Origin of the sequence: Micromonospora sp. NPDC085948, from assembly GCF_040686315.1 — a bacterium.
Taxonomy (GTDB): domain Bacteria; phylum Actinomycetota; class Actinomycetes; order Mycobacteriales; family Micromonosporaceae; genus Micromonospora.
Map to the genome: position 1 here is coordinate 95202 of NZ_JBFBJW010000009.1, position 16874 is coordinate 112075.

The 16874-nt window shown below is 73.8% G+C and carries 15 protein-coding genes and 1 riboswitch; of the genes, 8 read left to right on the top strand and 7 right to left on the bottom strand.

Going from position 1 to position 16874, the window contains the following annotated elements:
- Positions 1 to 101 precede the first annotated feature (101 nt).
- From AB0O48_RS22670 to AB0O48_RS22690, 5 genes are all read right to left on the bottom strand, one after another.
- A complete protein-coding gene (locus AB0O48_RS22670) occupies positions 102 to 764 on the bottom strand; it encodes a hypothetical protein (protein ID WP_357255776.1) in 663 nt (220 codons plus the stop codon).
- Positions 765 to 784: 20 nt separating this feature from the next.
- Positions 785 to 1597 carry a metallophosphoesterase gene (locus AB0O48_RS22675; protein WP_365068156.1) on the bottom strand — a complete coding sequence of 271 codons (813 nt, stop codon included), beginning with the start codon at positions 1595 to 1597 and terminating at the stop codon, positions 785 to 787.
- Positions 1598 to 1616: 19 nt separating this feature from the next.
- Positions 1617 to 2156: a hypothetical protein gene (locus tag AB0O48_RS22680; protein WP_357255772.1), complete on the bottom strand. Its 540-nt coding sequence runs from the start codon at positions 2154 to 2156 to the stop codon at positions 1617 to 1619.
- Positions 2157 to 2223: 67 nt separating this feature from the next.
- Complete coding sequence (locus AB0O48_RS22685) at positions 2224 to 2937, bottom strand: hypothetical protein (protein WP_357255770.1); 714 nt, start codon at positions 2935 to 2937, stop codon at positions 2224 to 2226.
- Entirely contained in the window at positions 2930 to 3511 is a 582-nt protein-coding gene (locus AB0O48_RS22690) for an RNA polymerase sigma factor (protein ID WP_357255768.1), read from the bottom strand. Before AB0O48_RS22690 ends, AB0O48_RS22685 begins: the two co-directional genes overlap by 8 nt.
- Positions 3512 to 3630: 119 nt before the next feature.
- Between AB0O48_RS22690 and AB0O48_RS22695 the strand changes: the two genes are divergently transcribed.
- A complete protein-coding gene (locus tag AB0O48_RS22695) occupies positions 3631 to 3966 on the top strand; it encodes a hypothetical protein (protein WP_357255766.1) in 336 nt (111 codons plus the stop codon).
- 216 nt (positions 3967 to 4182) lie between these two features.
- Here the strand turns inward: AB0O48_RS22695 and AB0O48_RS22700 are convergent, their stop codons facing one another.
- Together AB0O48_RS22700 and AB0O48_RS22705 are read right to left on the bottom strand one after the other, a co-directional pair.
- A complete protein-coding gene (locus tag AB0O48_RS22700; protein WP_365068162.1) occupies positions 4183 to 5022 on the bottom strand; it encodes an inositol monophosphatase family protein in 840 nt (279 codons plus the stop codon).
- Positions 5019 to 5279, bottom strand: a complete 261-nt coding sequence (locus AB0O48_RS22705; protein ID WP_357255763.1) for a DUF5919 domain-containing protein — start codon at positions 5277 to 5279, stop codon at positions 5019 to 5021. Before AB0O48_RS22705 ends, AB0O48_RS22700 begins: the two co-directional genes overlap by 4 nt.
- A gap of 280 nt (positions 5280 to 5559) precedes the next feature.
- Positions 5560 to 5689: riboswitch (cobalamin riboswitch) on the top strand.
- Positions 5690 to 6019: 330 nt separating this feature from the next.
- On the opposite strand from AB0O48_RS22705, the gene cobN reads away from it, so the two are divergent.
- The 7 genes from cobN (at position 6020) to AB0O48_RS22740 (ending at position 16869) form a co-directional block, all read left to right on the top strand.
- On the top strand, positions 6020 to 9688 hold the full coding sequence (gene cobN, locus AB0O48_RS22710; protein WP_365068165.1) for a cobaltochelatase subunit CobN: 3669 nt from the start codon (positions 6020 to 6022) through the stop codon (positions 9686 to 9688).
- Positions 9689 to 9786: 98 nt separating this feature from the next.
- Positions 9787 to 12045, top strand: a complete 2259-nt coding sequence (locus AB0O48_RS22715; RefSeq protein WP_365068313.1) for a VWA domain-containing protein — start codon at positions 9787 to 9789, stop codon at positions 12043 to 12045.
- Between the two features lie 76 nt (positions 12046 to 12121).
- The gene (gene cobO, locus AB0O48_RS22720) at positions 12122 to 12733 is read left to right on the top strand and encodes a cob(I)yrinic acid a,c-diamide adenosyltransferase (protein ID WP_357255759.1); all 612 of its coding nucleotides are present in this window, start codon (positions 12122 to 12124) and stop codon (positions 12731 to 12733) included.
- Positions 12727 to 14082: a cobyrinate a,c-diamide synthase gene (locus tag AB0O48_RS22725; protein WP_357255757.1), complete on the top strand. Its 1356-nt coding sequence runs from the start codon at positions 12727 to 12729 to the stop codon at positions 14080 to 14082. The genes cobO and AB0O48_RS22725 overlap by 7 nt, the downstream gene beginning before the upstream one ends.
- Complete coding sequence (gene cobI, locus AB0O48_RS22730; protein WP_357572379.1) at positions 14079 to 14891, top strand: precorrin-2 C(20)-methyltransferase; 813 nt, start codon at positions 14079 to 14081, stop codon at positions 14889 to 14891. The genes AB0O48_RS22725 and cobI overlap by 4 nt, the downstream gene beginning before the upstream one ends.
- Positions 14888 to 15721, top strand: coding sequence for a precorrin-4 C(11)-methyltransferase (cobM, locus tag AB0O48_RS22735; protein ID WP_365068170.1), 834 nt, complete (start codon positions 14888 to 14890; stop codon positions 15719 to 15721). Before cobI ends, cobM begins: the two co-directional genes overlap by 4 nt.
- A complete protein-coding gene (locus AB0O48_RS22740) occupies positions 15718 to 16869 on the top strand; it encodes a cobalt-precorrin-5B (C(1))-methyltransferase (RefSeq protein WP_357255751.1) in 1152 nt (383 codons plus the stop codon). The genes cobM and AB0O48_RS22740 overlap by 4 nt, the downstream gene beginning before the upstream one ends.
- Positions 16870 to 16874: the final 5 nt, after the last annotated feature.

Genomic DNA, 16874 nt, shown 5'->3' on the forward strand with positions numbered 1-16874 from the left:
GGTCGAGCTGCCCGTTCTTCCGGAGGCTCCCCGGTGATGGCCGGATCGGTGCCGATGCCGCCCAGCATAGCCGCCCGTACGCCGTGCCAGTGGCCGGTGCGCTAGGCCCGCAGCCAGACGCGGAGAGGGCCGGTGGTGGTGAAGCCGGCGGCGAGGGCCGCCGCCAGGTCCGGGGTGGTCTCGTAGCCGACCAGCGGCGCGTCGGACACGGTGGCGCACACCGCGCGCCAGATGTCGCGGGGGTTGTCGGTGCGGGTGAACAGGTTGGAGACGCCGTACGGGCCGTCGCCGCTGAGCACCGCCCCGCCGGTGAGCACACCCCGGCCGTCGCGGCGGGCGAGCACCCGCACCCGGGGATCGGCCAGCAGCGTGGGGCGGAACAACTTCCCACCGCCGTGGGCCGCCGCCCAGACCGCCAGGTCGTCGGCGCTGGTGACCGGGGTGAGGGGTTCGTCGGCCGGCGGCGGCGACGGTGGCCGGTGGATCCACCGCGCGTCGAAGAGCACCCGGAACCCATACCCGGACAGGTCGAGGTCGGCGAAGCTGTCCTTCACCGACGCGCCGTCCCCCGCGTCGATCCGGGCCAGCAGGGCCCCGGCGTCGACGCCCGGCCGCAGGGTGACCGCGTCCGGATACCACGGCGGCGACCGGTGGGGGACCGACCAGGCGTCGGCGTCGGTACGGCCGGCCAGCCCGTGGCTGCCGCAGACGATGTCGCACCACTCGGCGTTGTCGCGGGCTGCCGTCCGCACGTCGTCCAGCACGTCGGGCAGCGTAGCCAGGTTCAGCGGAGTCGAGTGAGCAGGATCCGGCCGCCCTCGTAGACGCCGCCGTCGATGGCGATGACTCGGTCGTCGGCGTACCGCAGCGCGACGGTGACATCCTGCGGCGCCACACCGAAGTGCTTGGTGAGGGTGCTGTGCCCGTGGACGAGCACGCTGCCGCCGAGCGTGCGCAGCATCATCGACACCGGGTCGTCGGGGTTCGTCGGCACGGCGTCGCGAAAGGCACCCCGATCGCTCATCCGGCCGCAGAACTCCAGCCACGCCGTGGGGCCGCTGGAGCCGAGGGCCATGCTGACCGCCGCGTTCACGGTGGCCACACTGGATCCCAGTTCCAGGTACCGGGCGGTGTCGGAGTGCACGAGCAGGAACCCGTCGACGACCGCGACCGCGGGCAGCCGCGTCATCCACTCGACATGCTGCGGCGTCAGCTGGCGCAGGTCCTCTGCACGTCCGCCGAACCGGGCCCAGCCACCCTGAAACCCACCGGGCTCGTCCCACCCGGCGACGGGCCTGGTGCCGAACCGGTGCGCGGCGAGCAACTGCGCCTCGTGGTTACCCAACAGCACCCCGACGTGGCCGCCCGCCTCACGTGCGGAGACCGCGAGCCGCTGGATGTCGTCGATGACGCCGACCCCGTCCGGGCCGCGGTCGACGTAGTCGCCGAGCAGCCACAACCGCGCGCCGCCCCCGGACCAGTGGCCGGTGTGGTCGACGAGCCCGGCGTCGCGAAGGGACTCCCGGAACTCCGACCGGTGACCGTGGATGTCCGCCGCCACGTACAGCGGCGTCATGCCGTCGAGCAGACTCACCATGGCCGCCACGGTACGTAGCTCAGGGGGCGTAGACCAGGTCCATCGTGTCGGTGTGCCCGGACCAGCGCAGGTCGAGATGCCAGCAGCCGGCCTGCGGCATGTCGATGATCGACGGCCCTGGCCCACCGGCGACCTCTCGGGTCACCCGGGTGGCGGTGCCGTCCAGCGTCGCGGTGATCACCAGGGTCGCCGGCGCGGTCGGGTCGGGTGACGTCGTGGCGGCACGGGCCACCCACAGGATCTTGTTGTTCGACCCGTCGCTTCGCACCTGGCGCAGCGGATGGGCGAACAGCACCGCCACGATGTCGCCCTTCGCGCCGAAGACGTGCGGCCCCCGGCTGCTCCCGTGGAACCCGGCGTCCGCCCAGTCGGGCAGCGACTCCGTCTGGACCGGCGAATGACAGCCCGTCGCGGCACTCGCGGAACTCCCGGCACTCGCGCTACTCCCGGCGCTCGCGGTGGCGGCGGGCGGCGCGGCCGACCCACGGTCGGTCGCGGTCGCGCATCCCGCCAGCAGAACCACCGATGCCGCCAGCAGCGGCCGGCCCCATGAACCCATCTCGACCCTCCGGTACGTGTCGACGACTCACCTCATCTTCAGGACACCGGTCGCGCCCGTCCGGTTCCTAGCGCAGGGAGCGGGCGATCTCGATCGCCTCGGCCCTGGTGACCGCGCCCTCGAGCCGGTAGCTGACGTCGGCGTCCTGCCAGATCAGCGTCGAGGCGGCAAGTCGGGCGCTCTCCTTGCGGACCACTCCCGAACGGTCCACATACGACAGCACGTGCGGGCCGTCGACCCACACCGCGAAGTCGCCGCTGACCTCGACCCAGTCCGCTCCCGGCAGGATGACCTCCTTGTGGAACGACAGGTTGAGGCGACCGTCGAACGCGTCGACGCGCAGCGCACCGCCGTCGTAGAGCAGCGTCGCGACCCGGCAGGTGCCCGCGGGGTCGGGGTCGGCGACCAGCACCCGCTCGGGCGGACCCAGCTTCGCCGGCAGGCGGATCGGGAACCGTACCCTCCGTTGTGCCTCGTCCAGGCCCACGACCCGCTGCCCGGGCAACGGCGACGCGACGCCGCTGGGCACCGTCGGCGTGGGCGCGACGGCGATGCTGACGCCGGCGAAGCGCAGCAGCCCGGTCACCGCGTCGGCGACGGCGGCACGCGTCGGCGGCAACACCGCCACCAGCAGCAGGGCGGCCAGCGCCGCCGCGGCGAGCGGACGCCACCGCCGCACCGGCCGGTGCAGCCGTCCGCGAACCTGGGCGCGCACGTCGGGCGGCTCGGGCGTCTCCAGCCAGGCGGACAGGTCCCGCAGTTCCCGTTCGAGGTCACCCATGCCGGACCTCCTCCCGGTCGAGCAGGCCGCGAAGCTTCGCCAGGGCCCGGGACGTGCGCGACTTCACCGTGCCCCGGGCCCAACCCAGTGCCGCCACCGTCTCCTCCTCGCTGAGGTCGAGGAAGAACCGGCAGACGATCACCTCGCGGTCGCGTACCGGCAGTTGCCGCAGGGCCCGCACCAGCGCGGCGCGGCGCTCCCCGGCGAGGACCGCGCCCACCGCGCCGTCCTCGGCGATCTCCGCCGTCGGATCCGCCGCCGCGGCACGCAGGACGAGGCCGTCGCGGCGGCCGCGCGACCGGTGCAGGTTGCGGGTCTCGTTGGCGACGATCGCGAGCAACCAGGACCGGAAGGACGACTCGCCCCGATAACGGGACAACTTGCGGTACGCCTTCACGAACGCCTCCTGGATGACGTCCTCGGAGTCCGAGCCCGCCCCGAGCAGCGACGCCGTCCGGTACGCGGACGCGGTGTGCCGGGCGACCAGGAGGTCGTACGCCTCCAGGTCACCGGAGCGAGCGCGGGTGACGAGCGCCTCGTCGTCCAGGGGAACCTCCGTTCGGGTCACACTCATGACACCGCCCACGCGTGGCGGGTTCCACCCCCGTCGGATCAGCTGTCTCCCACCCGGCGTGCAGCGTCTTGCCAGGATTCGGTGCTGCACTGGAGGGGCGTCGAGGGAAGGGGTGGGGCATGAGCTGGTTCAGTCGCCGGTCACGGGGCGCCGAGGCGACCCCGACGAAGCTGGACCGGGAGGCGACCCGGGACGACCTCGCCGCGCTGGAGGCGTTCGTCACGAGCCGGCGCGGGGTGGAGTTCTACCTGGAGCCGGAGACCACCGCGACGGACACCACGGTGGTGGCGATCGCCCACGACGGGGAGTGGATCCGCCGCCGTACCGGCACCCCCCGCGCGGCCGGGTCCATCGCCCGCAAGCACGCGGTGCCGCTGTACGAGGCGGGCCGCACCGGCTACCCGGAACGGATGCGGACCTGGAGCCGCGCCCACCCGGAACGCCACGCCCGCTGAGGCGAAACGTCCACGAATCATGCTGCCGAGCGACCCGATATCGGGGTCGATCATGGAGGTGTGGTGCCTAGTTTGGCGACGAAAGGCTGCTTTGTCGCCCACCACAACTCCATGATCGACAAGGCGGGACTGTGACCAGGTGGTGTCCCGACGTTGGAGCCGTTGTTGCCCGTGCACTCTCGTCATGTGAGCGGTGGCGTGATCACCGGCAGGTGATCAATGGGGATCCGCTGGGTGAGGCGGAAGACCAGTCATGCCTTCCGCACGTGCGAGTGATCGCTGAACGAGCGTGAGGACGGGCGGTAGGAGCAGCTCGTTGCCGCCGATCGTGGCGACAGCGTGTGCGCTGTGGGGCGTGCCGTCGACGTCGACGACGAGCGCACCGGCCTCTCGGGCGATCACGACGCCCGCGACGGTGTCCCAGGGCTTGTTGTTGAGCATGATGAACGCGTCGATCCTGCCCTGCGCCAACCAGGCGAGGTCGATCGCGGCGGAACCGTGCATGCGGATCCGTTGGACGTGCCGGGTGAGCTGCTCGGTGATGGCGAGTCTCTCGGCGTTCTTCCGGCTGGCGTCGGCACCGACCGCGTAGTCGCCGATGGCGACGACGGCGTCCCGGAGATCGGTGACCTGGCTGGCGCAGATGCGTCGGTTGTCGGCATAGGCGCCGTGCCCCTGAACGGCGTGGTAGCGGGTGCCGAGGAACGGCAGGTCGATGACGCCGAGGACGGCGTCTGTGCCGTGCAGGAGGCCGAGGGAGATCGCGCACAGGGGTGAGCCGTGGACGAAGTTGACGGTGCCGTCGACGGGGTCGAGTGCCCAGGTCAGTTCGGTGGCGTCGCCGCTGCCGCCATACTCCTCGCCGAGGAAACCGATGTCGGGCGCCGTGGCGGCCAGATGCTCGCGAACCGCTCGCTCGATGGCGTAGTCCACCTCGGACGCCATGTCACGGTCACCCTTGAAGGTCAGCGCGCCGGGCTGGAGCGTCCGCATCAGGTCGTGTGCCAGGTCAACGGCCTCCTGTGCGAGGGGGAGGAGGCGGGCGTGGTCGGTCATAGCTGGCGGCTGCGCTCCCAGAGTGAGGTGAACATCTCGTCGAATATCGGGTAGAGGCCGGAGGGACTCGTGTCGCGTTCGATGACCATCGTCGGGCAGTCGACGCCCCGCATCCGCGGTAGGTAGTGCTGGACGACGCAGAGTCGGTCATCAATCAGAAGCACGTTGGCGCGAATGGACTCGTCGTAGACGCCGATGGCCAGGTGGTCTCGGACACCTGCGGGGAGTGCACGCCCGTTTTCTCGGCTGGCTGTCACTGACTCGCCGGCCGCGCCGCTTCGAGCACGAGTAACCCAGGGCTGACCCCGTGGGTGCTGAATCGTCTACGACATCAGCTCCAGAGGGAGTCACACAGACACTCGGCTCCCTCTGCGGGATCACTCCGCCACCGGCCAATCAGCTCGCCGTCTCGTGGTCAGGCAACCCCGCGCACCTATATTTTCCCAGGTCAATGTGATGAGCGGGGCCGGGCGGTGCCAGGGCCGGCGTTGACCGGCGGCGGAGGGGTGTGGCAGCATTCGCGGCCTGACGGCAGTGAAGGAAGTCGGTGCGATTCCGACGCGGTCCCGCCACTGTCACCGGGGAGCGATCCCCCCTCGTGAGTCACGACCGTGTGTCTGCGGTTGGAAGGCCGGGGGAGAGCGTCGATCCGGAAGCCAGGATACTTCGGCCGTCGGGATGTACCCCAGGGCGTGGACACCCGAGGAGGACCCGATGACGCACAGCGTCTCATCCATTGACGATCATCGTCATGAGCCGTTTGGCGGGCACTGCACCGCGCCCACAACCGGCCGGCCCCGCACGTCCCGGCCCGGCCGTCGCGGCGTGTGCCAGACCGCTGGCTTCCGGTACCGCTGACCTGGGCGTCTGGCGCTGACCGGCCCCGACGTCCGCGTCGCTGAGCCCGGCCGAGCCGTCGTACCGGCTGACGCCGCACCCACCCGCTTCGTCCAGGTCGCCTCCGTAGCGGCCAGGGCGTCACTCTCCGGAGCCCGCCGTGCGCATCCTGCTGCTCTCCACCGCCGACACCGACCTGCTGGCCGCCCGCGCCAGCGGCGCCGACTACCGGCTCGCCAACCCCGCGCGGGTCGCCGCCGACGAGGTGTCCGCCCTGCTCGACGGGGTCGACCTCGTCGTCGTACGCCTGCTCGGCGGTCGGCAGGCGTGGCCGGACGGCCTCGCCGCGGTGCTCGCCACCGGTGTGCCGACGGTCGTGCTCGGCGGCGAGGCGCTGCCCGACGCGGAGCTGATGGCCATCTCCACAGTGCCGTCCGGGGTCGTCACCCAGGCGTTGGCGTACCTCGTCGAGGGTGGGCCGGACAACCTCGGGCAGCTCGCCCGGTTCCTCTCCGACACGGTGCTGCTCACCGGCGAGGGGTTCGCCCCGCCCGCGCCCACCCCCGCGTACGGCGTGCACGGCGAACACCCGACCGACCCGCAGCGGCCCACCGTGGGCATCGTCTTCTACCGGGCGCACGCCCTCGCCGGCAACACCGAATTCGTCGACGTCCTCGCGGACGCGGTCCACAACGCCGGCGGCAACCCGGTGCCGATCTTCTGCGGCTCGCTGCGAGGGCTGACCACCGGCGCGGGACCGCTCGGGCTGTTCGCCCGCTGCGACGCGCTGCTGGTCACCGTGCTGGCCGCCGGTGGCGCGGTCGCCGCGGACGCCTCCGGGGGCGGCGACGAGGACGCCTGGGACGTCGGCGCCCTGGCCGCCCTGGACGTGCCGATCATCCAGGCGCTCTGCCTGACCAGCACCCGCGAGCAGTGGGCCGGCAGCGACGCGGGGCTGTCCCCGTTGGACGCGGCGATGCAGGTGGCCATCCCCGAGTTCGACGGCCGGATCGTCAGCGTGCCGTTCTCGTTCAAGCAGATCGACGCCGACGGCCTCTCGGTCTACGCGGCCGACGCCGACCGGGCCGCCCGGGTCGCCGGGATCGCCGTGCGCCACGCCCGGCTGCGGTACGTGCCCAACGCCGACAAGCGGGTCGCCGTGGTGCTCAGCTCGTACCCCACCAAGCACTCCCGGGTCGGCAACGCCGTCGGGCTGGACACCCCGGTCTCGGCGGTCCGACTGCTGGCCGCGTTCGCCGAGGCCGGCTACCACCTGGGCGACGCGCCGGTGCCCGACGACGGCGACGCTCTGATCCACGCTCTGATCGCCGCCGGTGGTCACGACGTGGAGTGGCTCACCCCGGAGCAGCTGGCCGCCGCCGAGGCCCGGATCCCGGGGCAGACCTACCGGCGGTGGTTCGACCAGGTGCCGTCCGAGCTGCGGGAACGGATGCGGGAACACTGGGGTGAGCCGCCCGGCCAGCTCTACACCGAGGGCGGGGACATCGTGCTCGCCGGGCTGCGCTTCGGCAACGTGGTGCTGCTGATCCAACCGCCGCGCGGCTTCGGGGAGAACCCGATCGCCATCTACCACGACCCGGACCTGCCGCCGAGTCACCACTACCTGGCCGCGTACCGCTGGCTGGCCGCCCCGGTCGCCGACGGCGGCTTCGGCGCGGACGCCGTGGTGCACCTGGGCAAGCACGGCACCCTGGAGTGGCTGCCCGGCAAGGGCCTCGGCCTGGCCGCCGACTGCGCCCCCGACGCGGTCCTCGGTGACCTGCCGCTGGTCTACCCGTTCATCGTCAACGACCCCGGCGAGGGCACCCAGGCCAAGCGCCGCGCGCACGCCGTGGTCATCGACCACCTGGTGCCGCCGATGGCCCGCGCCGAGACCTACGGCGACCTGGCCAAACTGGAGCAACTGCTCGACGAGTACGCCACCGTGCAGGCCCTCGACCCGGCGAAGGTGCCCACCGTGCGGGCGCAGATCTGGGACCTCGTCCGCGCGGCGGAGCTGCACCACGACCTGCACGCCGAGGCGATGCCCGACGCGGACGACTTCGACGAGTTCGTGCTGCACCTCGACGGGTACCTCTGCGAGGTCAAGGACGTGCAGATCCGCGACGGGTTGCACATCCTCGCCGACGCGCCCACCGGTGAGCCCCGGGTCAACCTGGTCCTCGCGGTGCTGCGCGCCCCGCAGATCTGGGGTGGCGCCCGTGCCCTGCCCGGCCTGCGGCAGGCGCTCGCCGTCGCGTACTCCCTCGACGAGCAGGAGCTGCTCGCGGCACCGGGCGAACGACTGGCGGTGCCCACGGAGCTGACCGACGTGGTGGACGGGCCGGCCGGCACCGCCGCCGACGCGGTCGACCTGATCGAGGCCCTCGCCCGGCGGTTGGTTATCGGGATGGAGACGCTCGGCTGGGACGCCGAGGCCGTCGACGCGGTGGTTGTCGAGGTGACCGGCCAGTCGATCCCGGACGTCGCCGCTGTGCTGCACTTCGCCGCCACCGAGCTGGTGCCCCGGCTGGACCGGACCACCGACGAGCTGACCAATACTCTCGGCGCGCTCGACGGCCGGTTCGTGCCGCCCGGCCCGTCCGGTTCACCCACCCGGGGCCTGGTCAACGTGCTGCCCACCGGCCGCAACTTCTACTCCGTCGACCCCAAGGCCATTCCCAGCCGCAACGCCTGGGACGTCGGGGTGGCCCTCGCCGACTCGCTGCTGGCCCGGCACCTCGCCGACACCGGGTCGTACCCCCGCTCGGTGGGTCTGACCGTGTGGGGCACCAGCGCGATGCGCACCCAGGGCGACGACATCGCCGAGGTGCTCGCGCTGCTGGGCTGCCGGCCGGTGTGGGACGACCGATCGCGGCGGGTCACCGGCATCGAGGTGGTGCCGACCGCCGAGCTGGGCCGGCCGCGTGTCGACGTGACCGTGCGCATCTCGGGGTTCTTCCGCGACGCGTTCCCGCACGTGGTGGCGCTGCTCGACGATGCCGTGCGGCGGGTCGCCGCCCTGGACGAGCCGGACGAGGACAACTACCTGCGGGCGCACGTCGCCGCGGACCTCGCCGAGCACGGTGACGAGCGGCGGGCCACCGCCCGCATCTTCGGTTCCAAGCCGGGGGCGTACGGCGCGGGCCTGCTGCCCCTGATCGACGCCCGGACCTGGCGCAGCGACGCCGACCTGGCCGAGGTGTACGCGGTGTGGGGCGGCTACGCCTACGGCCGGGGCCTGGACGGGCGGGAGGCGCGCGCCGACATGGAACGCTCCTTCGCCCGGATCGCGGTGGCGGTGAAGAACCAGGACACCCGCGAGCACGACATCGTCGACTCCGACGACTACTTCCAGTACCACGGCGGGATGGTGGCGATGGTCCGGCACCTCACCGGCACGTCACCGCAGGCGTACGTGGGTGACTCGGCGATGCCGCACGACGTGCGCACCCGCACGCTGGGCGAGGAGACCCGGCGGGTGTTCCGCGTCCGGGTGGTCAACCCGAAGTGGATCGCGGCGATGCGCCGGCACGGCTACAAGGGCGCGTTCGAGCTGGCCGCCACCGTGGACTACCTGTTCGGCTACGACGCCACCGCCGGCGTGGTCGACGACTGGATGTACGAGCACCTGGCCGCCGCGTACCTGTTCGACGACACCACCCGGCAGTTCCTGGAGCAGTCCAACCCGTGGGCGCTGCGCGGCATCACCGAGCGCCTGTTGGAGGCCGCCGACCGGGGGCTGTGGGCCAAACCCGAGCCGGCCACCCTGGACCGGCTGCGCGACACGTACCTGGCCAGCGAGGGCGACCTGGAGGACCGGGCGTGAGCGCGAGGAGCGAGCCGGTTCTGCGAGCCCCGCAGTCGCGAACGAAAGAAGGCCCAGTGACCGTGACCACGACCTATCCGTTCAGCGCGGTGCTCGGCATGGCCGACATGCGGCTGGCGCTGCTGCTCAACGCGGTGTCTCCGGCGATCGGCGGGGTGCTGGTCCGGGGGGAGAAGGGGACCGCCAAGTCCACCGCCGTGCGCGCGCTGGCCGCGCTGCTGCCCCCGGTCCGCCGGGTGGCGGGCTGCCGCTTCGGCTGTGACCCGGCCGAGCCGGACCCTGCCTGCCCGGACGGGCCGCATCCGGCCGACGCCACCGCCGAGACCCGTCCGGCCCGGCTGGTGGAGTTGCCGGTGGGCGCCGCCGAGGACCGGGTGGTCGGCTCGCTGGATCTGGAGAAGGCCCTCGGCGAGGGCGTCCGCGCCTTCGAGCCGGGTCTGCTCGCCGCCGCCCACCGGGGGGTGCTCTACGTCGACGAGGTCAACCTGCTGCACGACCACCTCGTGGACCTGCTGCTGGACGCGGCGGCGATGGGTCGCAGCCACGTCGAGCGCGAAGGTGTCTCGGTCAGCCACGCGGCCCGGTTCCTGCTGGTCGGCACGATGAACCCGGAGGAGGGGGAGCTGCGTCCGCAGTTGCTCGACCGGTTCGGGCTCACCGTGGAGGTGGGTGCCAGCCGGGACCCGGAGGTGCGGGTCGAGGTGGTCCGCCGCCGGCTCGCCGCCGACGCCGACCCGGCCGGTTTCGCCGCCCGCTGGGCCGACGCCGACGCGGAGATCGCCGCCCAGGTGGCCGCCGCCCGCCGCCGGCTTCCCGGGGTACGCCTGCCGGACGCCGCGCTGCGGCAGATCGCCGAGGTGTGCGCCGCGTTCGACGTGGACGGGATGCGCGCCGACATCGTCACCGCCCGTGCCGCTCTCGCGCACGCCGCCTGGCACGGCCGGGACCGGGTCACCGTCGACGACGTCCGGGTGGCCGCGCGGCTGGCCCTGCCGCACCGTCGCCGTCGCGACCCGTTCGACACCCCGGGGCTGGACGAGAAGCGCCTTGACGAGGCGTTGCAGCGTGCCCAGGACGCCCACCCCGACGAGCCGGACGACGACGGCCCCGACGACCGTGGCCCGGACGACACCGGCCCGCGGGGCGGCGGGCCGGCCGGCGATGGCGGCCCGAACGGCGGCGGCCCGGCCGGCGGCGGCCCGAACGGCGATGGCGGCCCGAACGGCGGCGGCCCGCAGGGCGACGGCACCGGCGAAGGGGCCGAGCAGGGTGCGCCCGGGTCGGCCGGGCACTCAGCGGCGCGCGACGGCAGTGGCCCAGACGGGCGCACCGACGGCCCCGACGGTGCCGACGGGTGGCCGCAGCGCCAGCCGGGCGACGACGATGGCTGGTCGCAGCGCGAGGAGGGCGAGCAGGGCGCCGATGGCTGGCCGCAGCGCCAGTCGGGTGACCGGGGCGACGACGGTCAGAACTCGCGCCCGCGCGCCGGCCGGGAATGGGCGACCGGTGACGACGACCCGACTCGCGGCGGGGAGTCCCAGTCGGTGGCCGTACCCCGGGGTGGGTTGAAGGCGCGGGTGCTCACCGCGCCGGGCGTGGGTGACGGGGTGCCGGGCCGGCGGTCGCGGGCGCGCACCGGACGGGGTCGCACCACCGGCGCGCGGGTGCCGGCGGGCCGGGTCGGCGCGCTGCACCTGCCGGCCACGATCCGCGCCGCCGCGCCGCACCAGGCGGTCCGGGGCCGGCGCAGCGGTCCGCTGCGACTGCGCCCGGACGACGTGCGCGAGGCGGTTCGCGAGGGACGTGAGGGCAACCTGGTGCTGTTCGTGGTGGACGCGAGCGGCTCGATGGGCGCCCGGCAGCGGATGACCGCCGTCAAGGACGCGGTCCTCGCCCTGCTCACCGACGCGTACCAGCGGCGGGACAAGGTCGCGGTGATCGCGTTCCGGGGTGCCGGCGCCCGGACCCTGCTGCCGGCGACCTCGTCGGTGCTGGCCGCCTCGACCCGGCTGGCCGAGTTGCCCACCGGCGGGCGTACGCCGCTGGCCGAGGGGCTGCTCGCCGCCGCGGATCTGCTGCGGCTGGAACGCCTGCGCGACCCGAAGCGTCGCCCGCTGGTGCTCATCGTCACCGACGGCCGAGCCACCGCCGGCACCCGCCCGCTCGACCGCGCGGCAGCAGCCGCGAAGGTCCTGGCGGCGACGGCCGCCCCGTGCGTGGTCGTCGACTGCGAGTCCGGCCCCGTCCGCCTGCACCTGGCCACCCGCCTGGCCACCCAGCTGAACGCCCCCCGAACCCCCCTGGAAGCCCTCACCCACCCCCACGCCCGCGATCTTGCACTTCCTGTCGCGGCATAACGGGGCGAAGCACGCAAATGACCGACAGAAATCGCAAGATCGCGGGACACACCGACGCGGGATGGGAGACGGGCTGATGCCGCAGGGACAACCGAGTTCGGTGCCTCTCGACGGGTTGACCACCCGGCAGCGGCGGCACCGACCGCTGCTGATCGTCCACACCGGACAGATGAAGGGGAAGTCGACGGCGGCCTTCGGGTTGGCGTTGCGGGCCTGGACGGCCGGTCTGCCGATCGGCGTGTTCCAGTTCGTCAAGAGCGCCAAGTGGCGGGTGGGGGAGGAGAACGCCTTCCGCGCGCTCGGCGAGGTGCACGAGCGCACCGGCGAGGGCGCGCCGGTGGCCTGGCACAAGATGGGTGAGGGCTGGTCGTGGATCCAGCGCGGCGGCGAGGCCGACCACGCCGCCGACGCCCTGGAGGGTTGGCGGCAGATCCAGCGTGACCTGGCCGCCGAGCGCTACGGGCTGTACGTGCTGGACGAGTTCACCTACCCGATGAAGTGGGGCTGGGTGGACGTCGACGAGGTGGTCGCCACCCTGGCCGACCGGCCCGGCTTCCAGCACGTCGTGATCACCGGACGGGACGCCGACCCGCGCCTGGTCGCCGCCGCCGACCTGGTGGCCGAGCTGACCAAGGTCAAGCACCCGATGGACGCCGGCCAGAAGGGCCAGAAGGGCATCGAGTGGTGAGCGCACCCTGGGCGCTGCCCCGGCTGGTGGTCGCCGCGCCGGCCAGCGGCCACGGCAAGACGACCGTTGCCACCGGGCTGCTCGCCGCGCTGCGCCGTCGCGGCCTGACGGTCAGCCCGCACAAGGTCGGCCCCGACTACATCGACCCCGGCTACCACGCGCTCGCCGCCGGGCGGCCCGGGCGCAACCTCGACCCGTTCCTGGTCGGGGCCGAGCGGATCGCCGCTCTGCTGCGCCACGGCGCGAGCGTCCCGACACCTGCCGACATCGCCGTCGTCGAGGGCGTCATGGGCCTGCACGACGGTGCCGTGGGCCGCCGCGACTACGCCTCCACCGCGCACGTCGCCCGGCTGATCGACGCGCCCGTGCTGCTGGTGCTGGACACCACCGCGCAGGGCCGCTCGGCCGCCGCGCTGACGCTGGGCATGGCCGCCTTCGACCCGGCCGTACGGATCGGCGGGGTGATCCTCAACCGGGTCGGCTCACCCCGACACGAGACGCTGCTGCGCGACGCCCTCGCCGAGGTCGGCGTACCGGTGCTCGGGGCCGTCACCCGCGCCGTCGAGGTGGCCGCGCCGGCCCGGCACCTCGGGCTGGTCCCGGTCGCCGAGCGGGCACCCGAGTCCCTGGCGATCGTCACCGCGCTGGCCGAGCTGGTCGAGGCCACCGTGGACCTCGACGCCGTGCTGGACCTGGCCCGCACCGCCCCGCCGCTGACCGCCCCGGCGTGGGACCCGGTCACCGCCGTCGGCGGGCCGGCCGGCGTCGAGCGGCCACGGGTCGCGCTCGCCGGTGGCCCGGCCTTCACCTTCTCGTACGCGGAGACCGCCGAACTGCTCACCGCGGCCGGCGCGGACGTGGTCACCGTCGACCCGCTGCGCGACCCGACGCTGCCCGCCGGCACCCGCGCGGTGGTCATCGGCGGCGGCTTCCCCGAGGCGTACGCGGAGGCGCTGGCCGGCAACACCACGCTCCGCGCCGAGCTGGCCGACTTCGACGGGCCGATCGTGGCCGAGTGCGCCGGCCTGCTCTACCTCGGGCGGTCCCTGGACGGCGTACCGATGTGCGGACGGCTGGACCTGACCGCCCGGATGACCGGCCGGCTCACCCTCGGCTACCGCGAGGCCGTGGCCGTCACCGACTCCCCGGTGGCCCGCGCCGGCGAGGGCGTACGCGGCCACGAGTTCCACCGCACCACCACCGACCCGGGGCACGGCGACCGGCCGGCGTGGCGCTGGGACGACGCGCCGCACGGCTTCGTGAGCCGTCGGGTGCACGCCTCCTACCTGCACACCCACTGGGCCGGTCACCCGGACGCGGCCCGTCGACTGGTCGAGGCGTGCCGATGAGCGCCGACGCGCAGCGCGCCCACGCGAGCCGGACCGGCGAGGCCACGCTGACCGGGGTGGGGGTCGGCCCGGGTGACCCGGAACTGCTCACCGTCAAGGCGGTGCGGGTGCTGCGCGAGGCCGACCTGGTCTTCGTACCCGTGATGGCCGACCGGAGCGCGACCGCCGCGACCGCCGCCGCGACGCCGGTGGGTGCGGACGCCGGGCGCGCCGAGGCGACCGTGCGCTCCCACGTCGCGGCGGACCGGCTGCGCCGGCTGCCGTTCGCCCTGGACGACCGGGGTGGGGTGACCGCCCGCCGGGCGGCGGCCTGGGACGACGCGGCCCGGGTGGTGGTCGAGGCGATCGACGCGGGCGCGCGGTCCCTGGCGTTCGCCACCATCGGCGATCCCAACGTCTACTCCACCTTCGGGTACCTGGCGCAGAGCGTCCGCGCGCTGCGCCCGGCGGTGCGGGTGGCGACCGTCCCCGGCGTCACCGCGATGCAGGAGTTGGCCGCGCGCAGCGGCACCCCGCTCTGCGAGGGACGCGAACCGCTCACCCTGCTGCCGGCCACCGCCGGCCTGGCGCTGTTCGCCGACGCCCTCGCCGGGCCGGGCACCGTGGTCGCCTACAAGGGCTGGCGGCGGCACCCGGAGTTGCTCGCCGAGCTGCGCCGACAGGGCCGGCTCTCCGACGCGGTGCTCGGACGCAGTCTGGGGCTGCCCGGTGAACACATCGGCCCGGTCGACGAGACCACGAACGACCTGCCGTACCTGTCGACGCTGCTGGTCCCGGCCCGCCGCGAGCACCGAGGAGGAAAACTGTGACAAGCGACGGCAAGGTGTGGTTCGTCGGAGCCGGTCCGGGGGCGGCGGACCTGCTGACCCTGCGGGCCGCCCGGGTGATCGCCGAGGCGGACATCGTGATCTGGGCGGCCAGCCTGGTGCACGCCGACGTGCTCGACCACGCCCGCCCCGACGCGGAGATCATCGACTCGTCGCAGCTGCCCATCGAGGGCGTGCTGCCGCTCTACCAGCGGGCCGCCGAGCAGGGGCTGACCGTGGCCCGGATCCACTCCGGGGACCCGGCGCTGTGGGGCGCGGTGCAGGAGCAACTGGACGTGTGCCGGGCACTCGACCTGGCCGTGGAGATCGTGCCCGGGGTGTCCTCGTTCACCGCCGTCGCGGCGATCGTCGGGCGGGAGCTGACCGTGCCCGAGGTGGCCCAGTCGGTCATCCTCACCCGCCTCGAAGGTGGCAAGACCCCGATGCCTCCCGGTGAGCGGGTCCGCGACTTCGCCCGGCACGGCACCACGATGGCGCTGTTCCTCTCCGCCGCCCGTTCCGGGCAGGTGCAGGCCGAGCTGCTGGCCGGCGGCTACCCGGAGGACACCCCGGCCGTGGTGGCGTACCAGGCGACCTGGCCCGACGAGCTGGTGGTGCGCTGCACGGTCGGCACCCTGGAGGCGACGGTCAAGCAGCACAAGCTGTGGAAGCACACCCTCTTCCTGGTCGGGCCGGCACTCGCCGCCGAGGGCACCCGCTCGCACCTGTACCACCCCGGGCACTTCCACACCTTCCGCCGGGCCGAGCCGGCCGCCCGCGCCGAGCTGCGCCGCCAGGCCAGCGCCCGCACCGGGGGGACAGCCACACCATGACGTACGCCGAGCCGCCGCTGCGTGAGCCGGACCTGCCGCGTACCGCGAAGGTCCGGCCCACCGCGCTGCGTACCGGCTGGACCACCGGGGCGTGCGCGACGGCGGCGGCCAAGGCGGCGGTCACCGCGCTGGTCACCGGTGAGATCCAGCCGGACGTGGAGATCGGCCTGCCCGCCGGGCAACGGGTGCGCTTCGGAGTGGAACGCTGTGAGCTGACCGGCACGCCGCCGGTTCGCGCCGAGGCGGTGGTGGTCAAGGACGCCGGCGACGACCCGGACGTCACCCACGGCGCCGAGCTGACCGCCACCGTGGACTGGACCGATGTTCCCGGTCTGCGGCTCGCCGGCGGCGCCGGCGTCGGCACGGTCACCAAACCCGGCCTCGGGCTCGCCGTCGGCGGCCCGGCGATCAACGACACCCCCCGCCGGATGATCGGCGAGGCGGTGGCCGAGGTGGTCGACCTCAGCGAGGTCGGCGTACGGGTGGTGATCAGCGTGCCCCGCGGCGAGATCATGGCGCGCAAGACCACCAACCGACGGCTCGGCATCCTCGGCGGCATCTCGATCCTCGGCACCACCGGGATCGTGCGCCCGTTCTCCACCGCGTCCTGGCGGGCCAGCGTCGTGCAGGCCGTGCACGTGATGGCCGCCCAGGGCGAGCGGACCGTGGTGCTCTGCACCGGCGGGCGTACCGAGCGGGCCGCCCGCGCGCTCCTGCCGGACCTGCCCGAGGTGTGCTTCGTCGAGGTTGGTGACTTCACCGGGGCCGCCGTCACGGCCGCCGTGGGTGACGAGATGACCGGCGTGGTCTTCGTCGGCATGGCCGGCAAGCTGGCCAAACTCGCGGCGGGCATCCTGATGACCCACTACACCCGATCGAAGGTGGACCTGTCCCTGCTCGGCGCGGTGACCGCCGAGGCCGGTGGTGACCCGACGCTCGTCGCCGCCGTGACCGAGGCGAACACCGGGCGGCACGCGTACGAGCTGTGGGAGGCCGCCGGGCTGCTCGCCCCGGCCGGCGACCTGCTCTGCCAGCGGGTCCGCCAGGTGCTGCGGCGCTTCGCCGGGCCGACGGTCACCGTGGACGTGGCGATGGTCGACTTCGCCGGCGCGCACGTGGTCGCCTCCTCCGGCCGGTGGTCCCGATGACGCGG

Coding starts and splice junctions, on each gene's coding strand:
- AB0O48_RS22675 (WP_365068156.1), bottom strand. CDS start 1,597: ATGGTGAGTCTGCTCGACGGCATGACGCCGCTGTACGTGGCGGCGGAC.
- AB0O48_RS22680 (WP_357255772.1), bottom strand. CDS start 2,156: ATGGGTTCATGGGGCCGGCCGCTGCTGGCGGCATCGGTGGTTCTGCTG.
- AB0O48_RS22685 (WP_357255770.1), bottom strand. CDS start 2,937: ATGGGTGACCTCGAACGGGAACTGCGGGACCTGTCCGCCTGGCTGGAG.
- AB0O48_RS22690 (WP_357255768.1), bottom strand. CDS start 3,511: ATGAGTGTGACCCGAACGGAGGTTCCCCTGGACGACGAGGCGCTCGTC.
- AB0O48_RS22695 (WP_357255766.1), top strand. CDS start 3,631: ATGAGCTGGTTCAGTCGCCGGTCACGGGGCGCCGAGGCGACCCCGACG.
- AB0O48_RS22700 (WP_365068162.1), bottom strand. CDS start 5,022: ATGACCGACCACGCCCGCCTCCTCCCCCTCGCACAGGAGGCCGTTGAC.
- AB0O48_RS22715 (WP_365068313.1), top strand. CDS start 9,787: ATGGCCGACATGCGGCTGGCGCTGCTGCTCAACGCGGTGTCTCCGGCG.
- cobO (WP_357255759.1), top strand. CDS start 12,122: ATGCCGCAGGGACAACCGAGTTCGGTGCCTCTCGACGGGTTGACCACC.
- cobI (WP_357572379.1), top strand. CDS start 14,079: ATGAGCGCCGACGCGCAGCGCGCCCACGCGAGCCGGACCGGCGAGGCC.
- AB0O48_RS22740 (WP_357255751.1), top strand. CDS start 15,718: ATGACGTACGCCGAGCCGCCGCTGCGTGAGCCGGACCTGCCGCGTACC.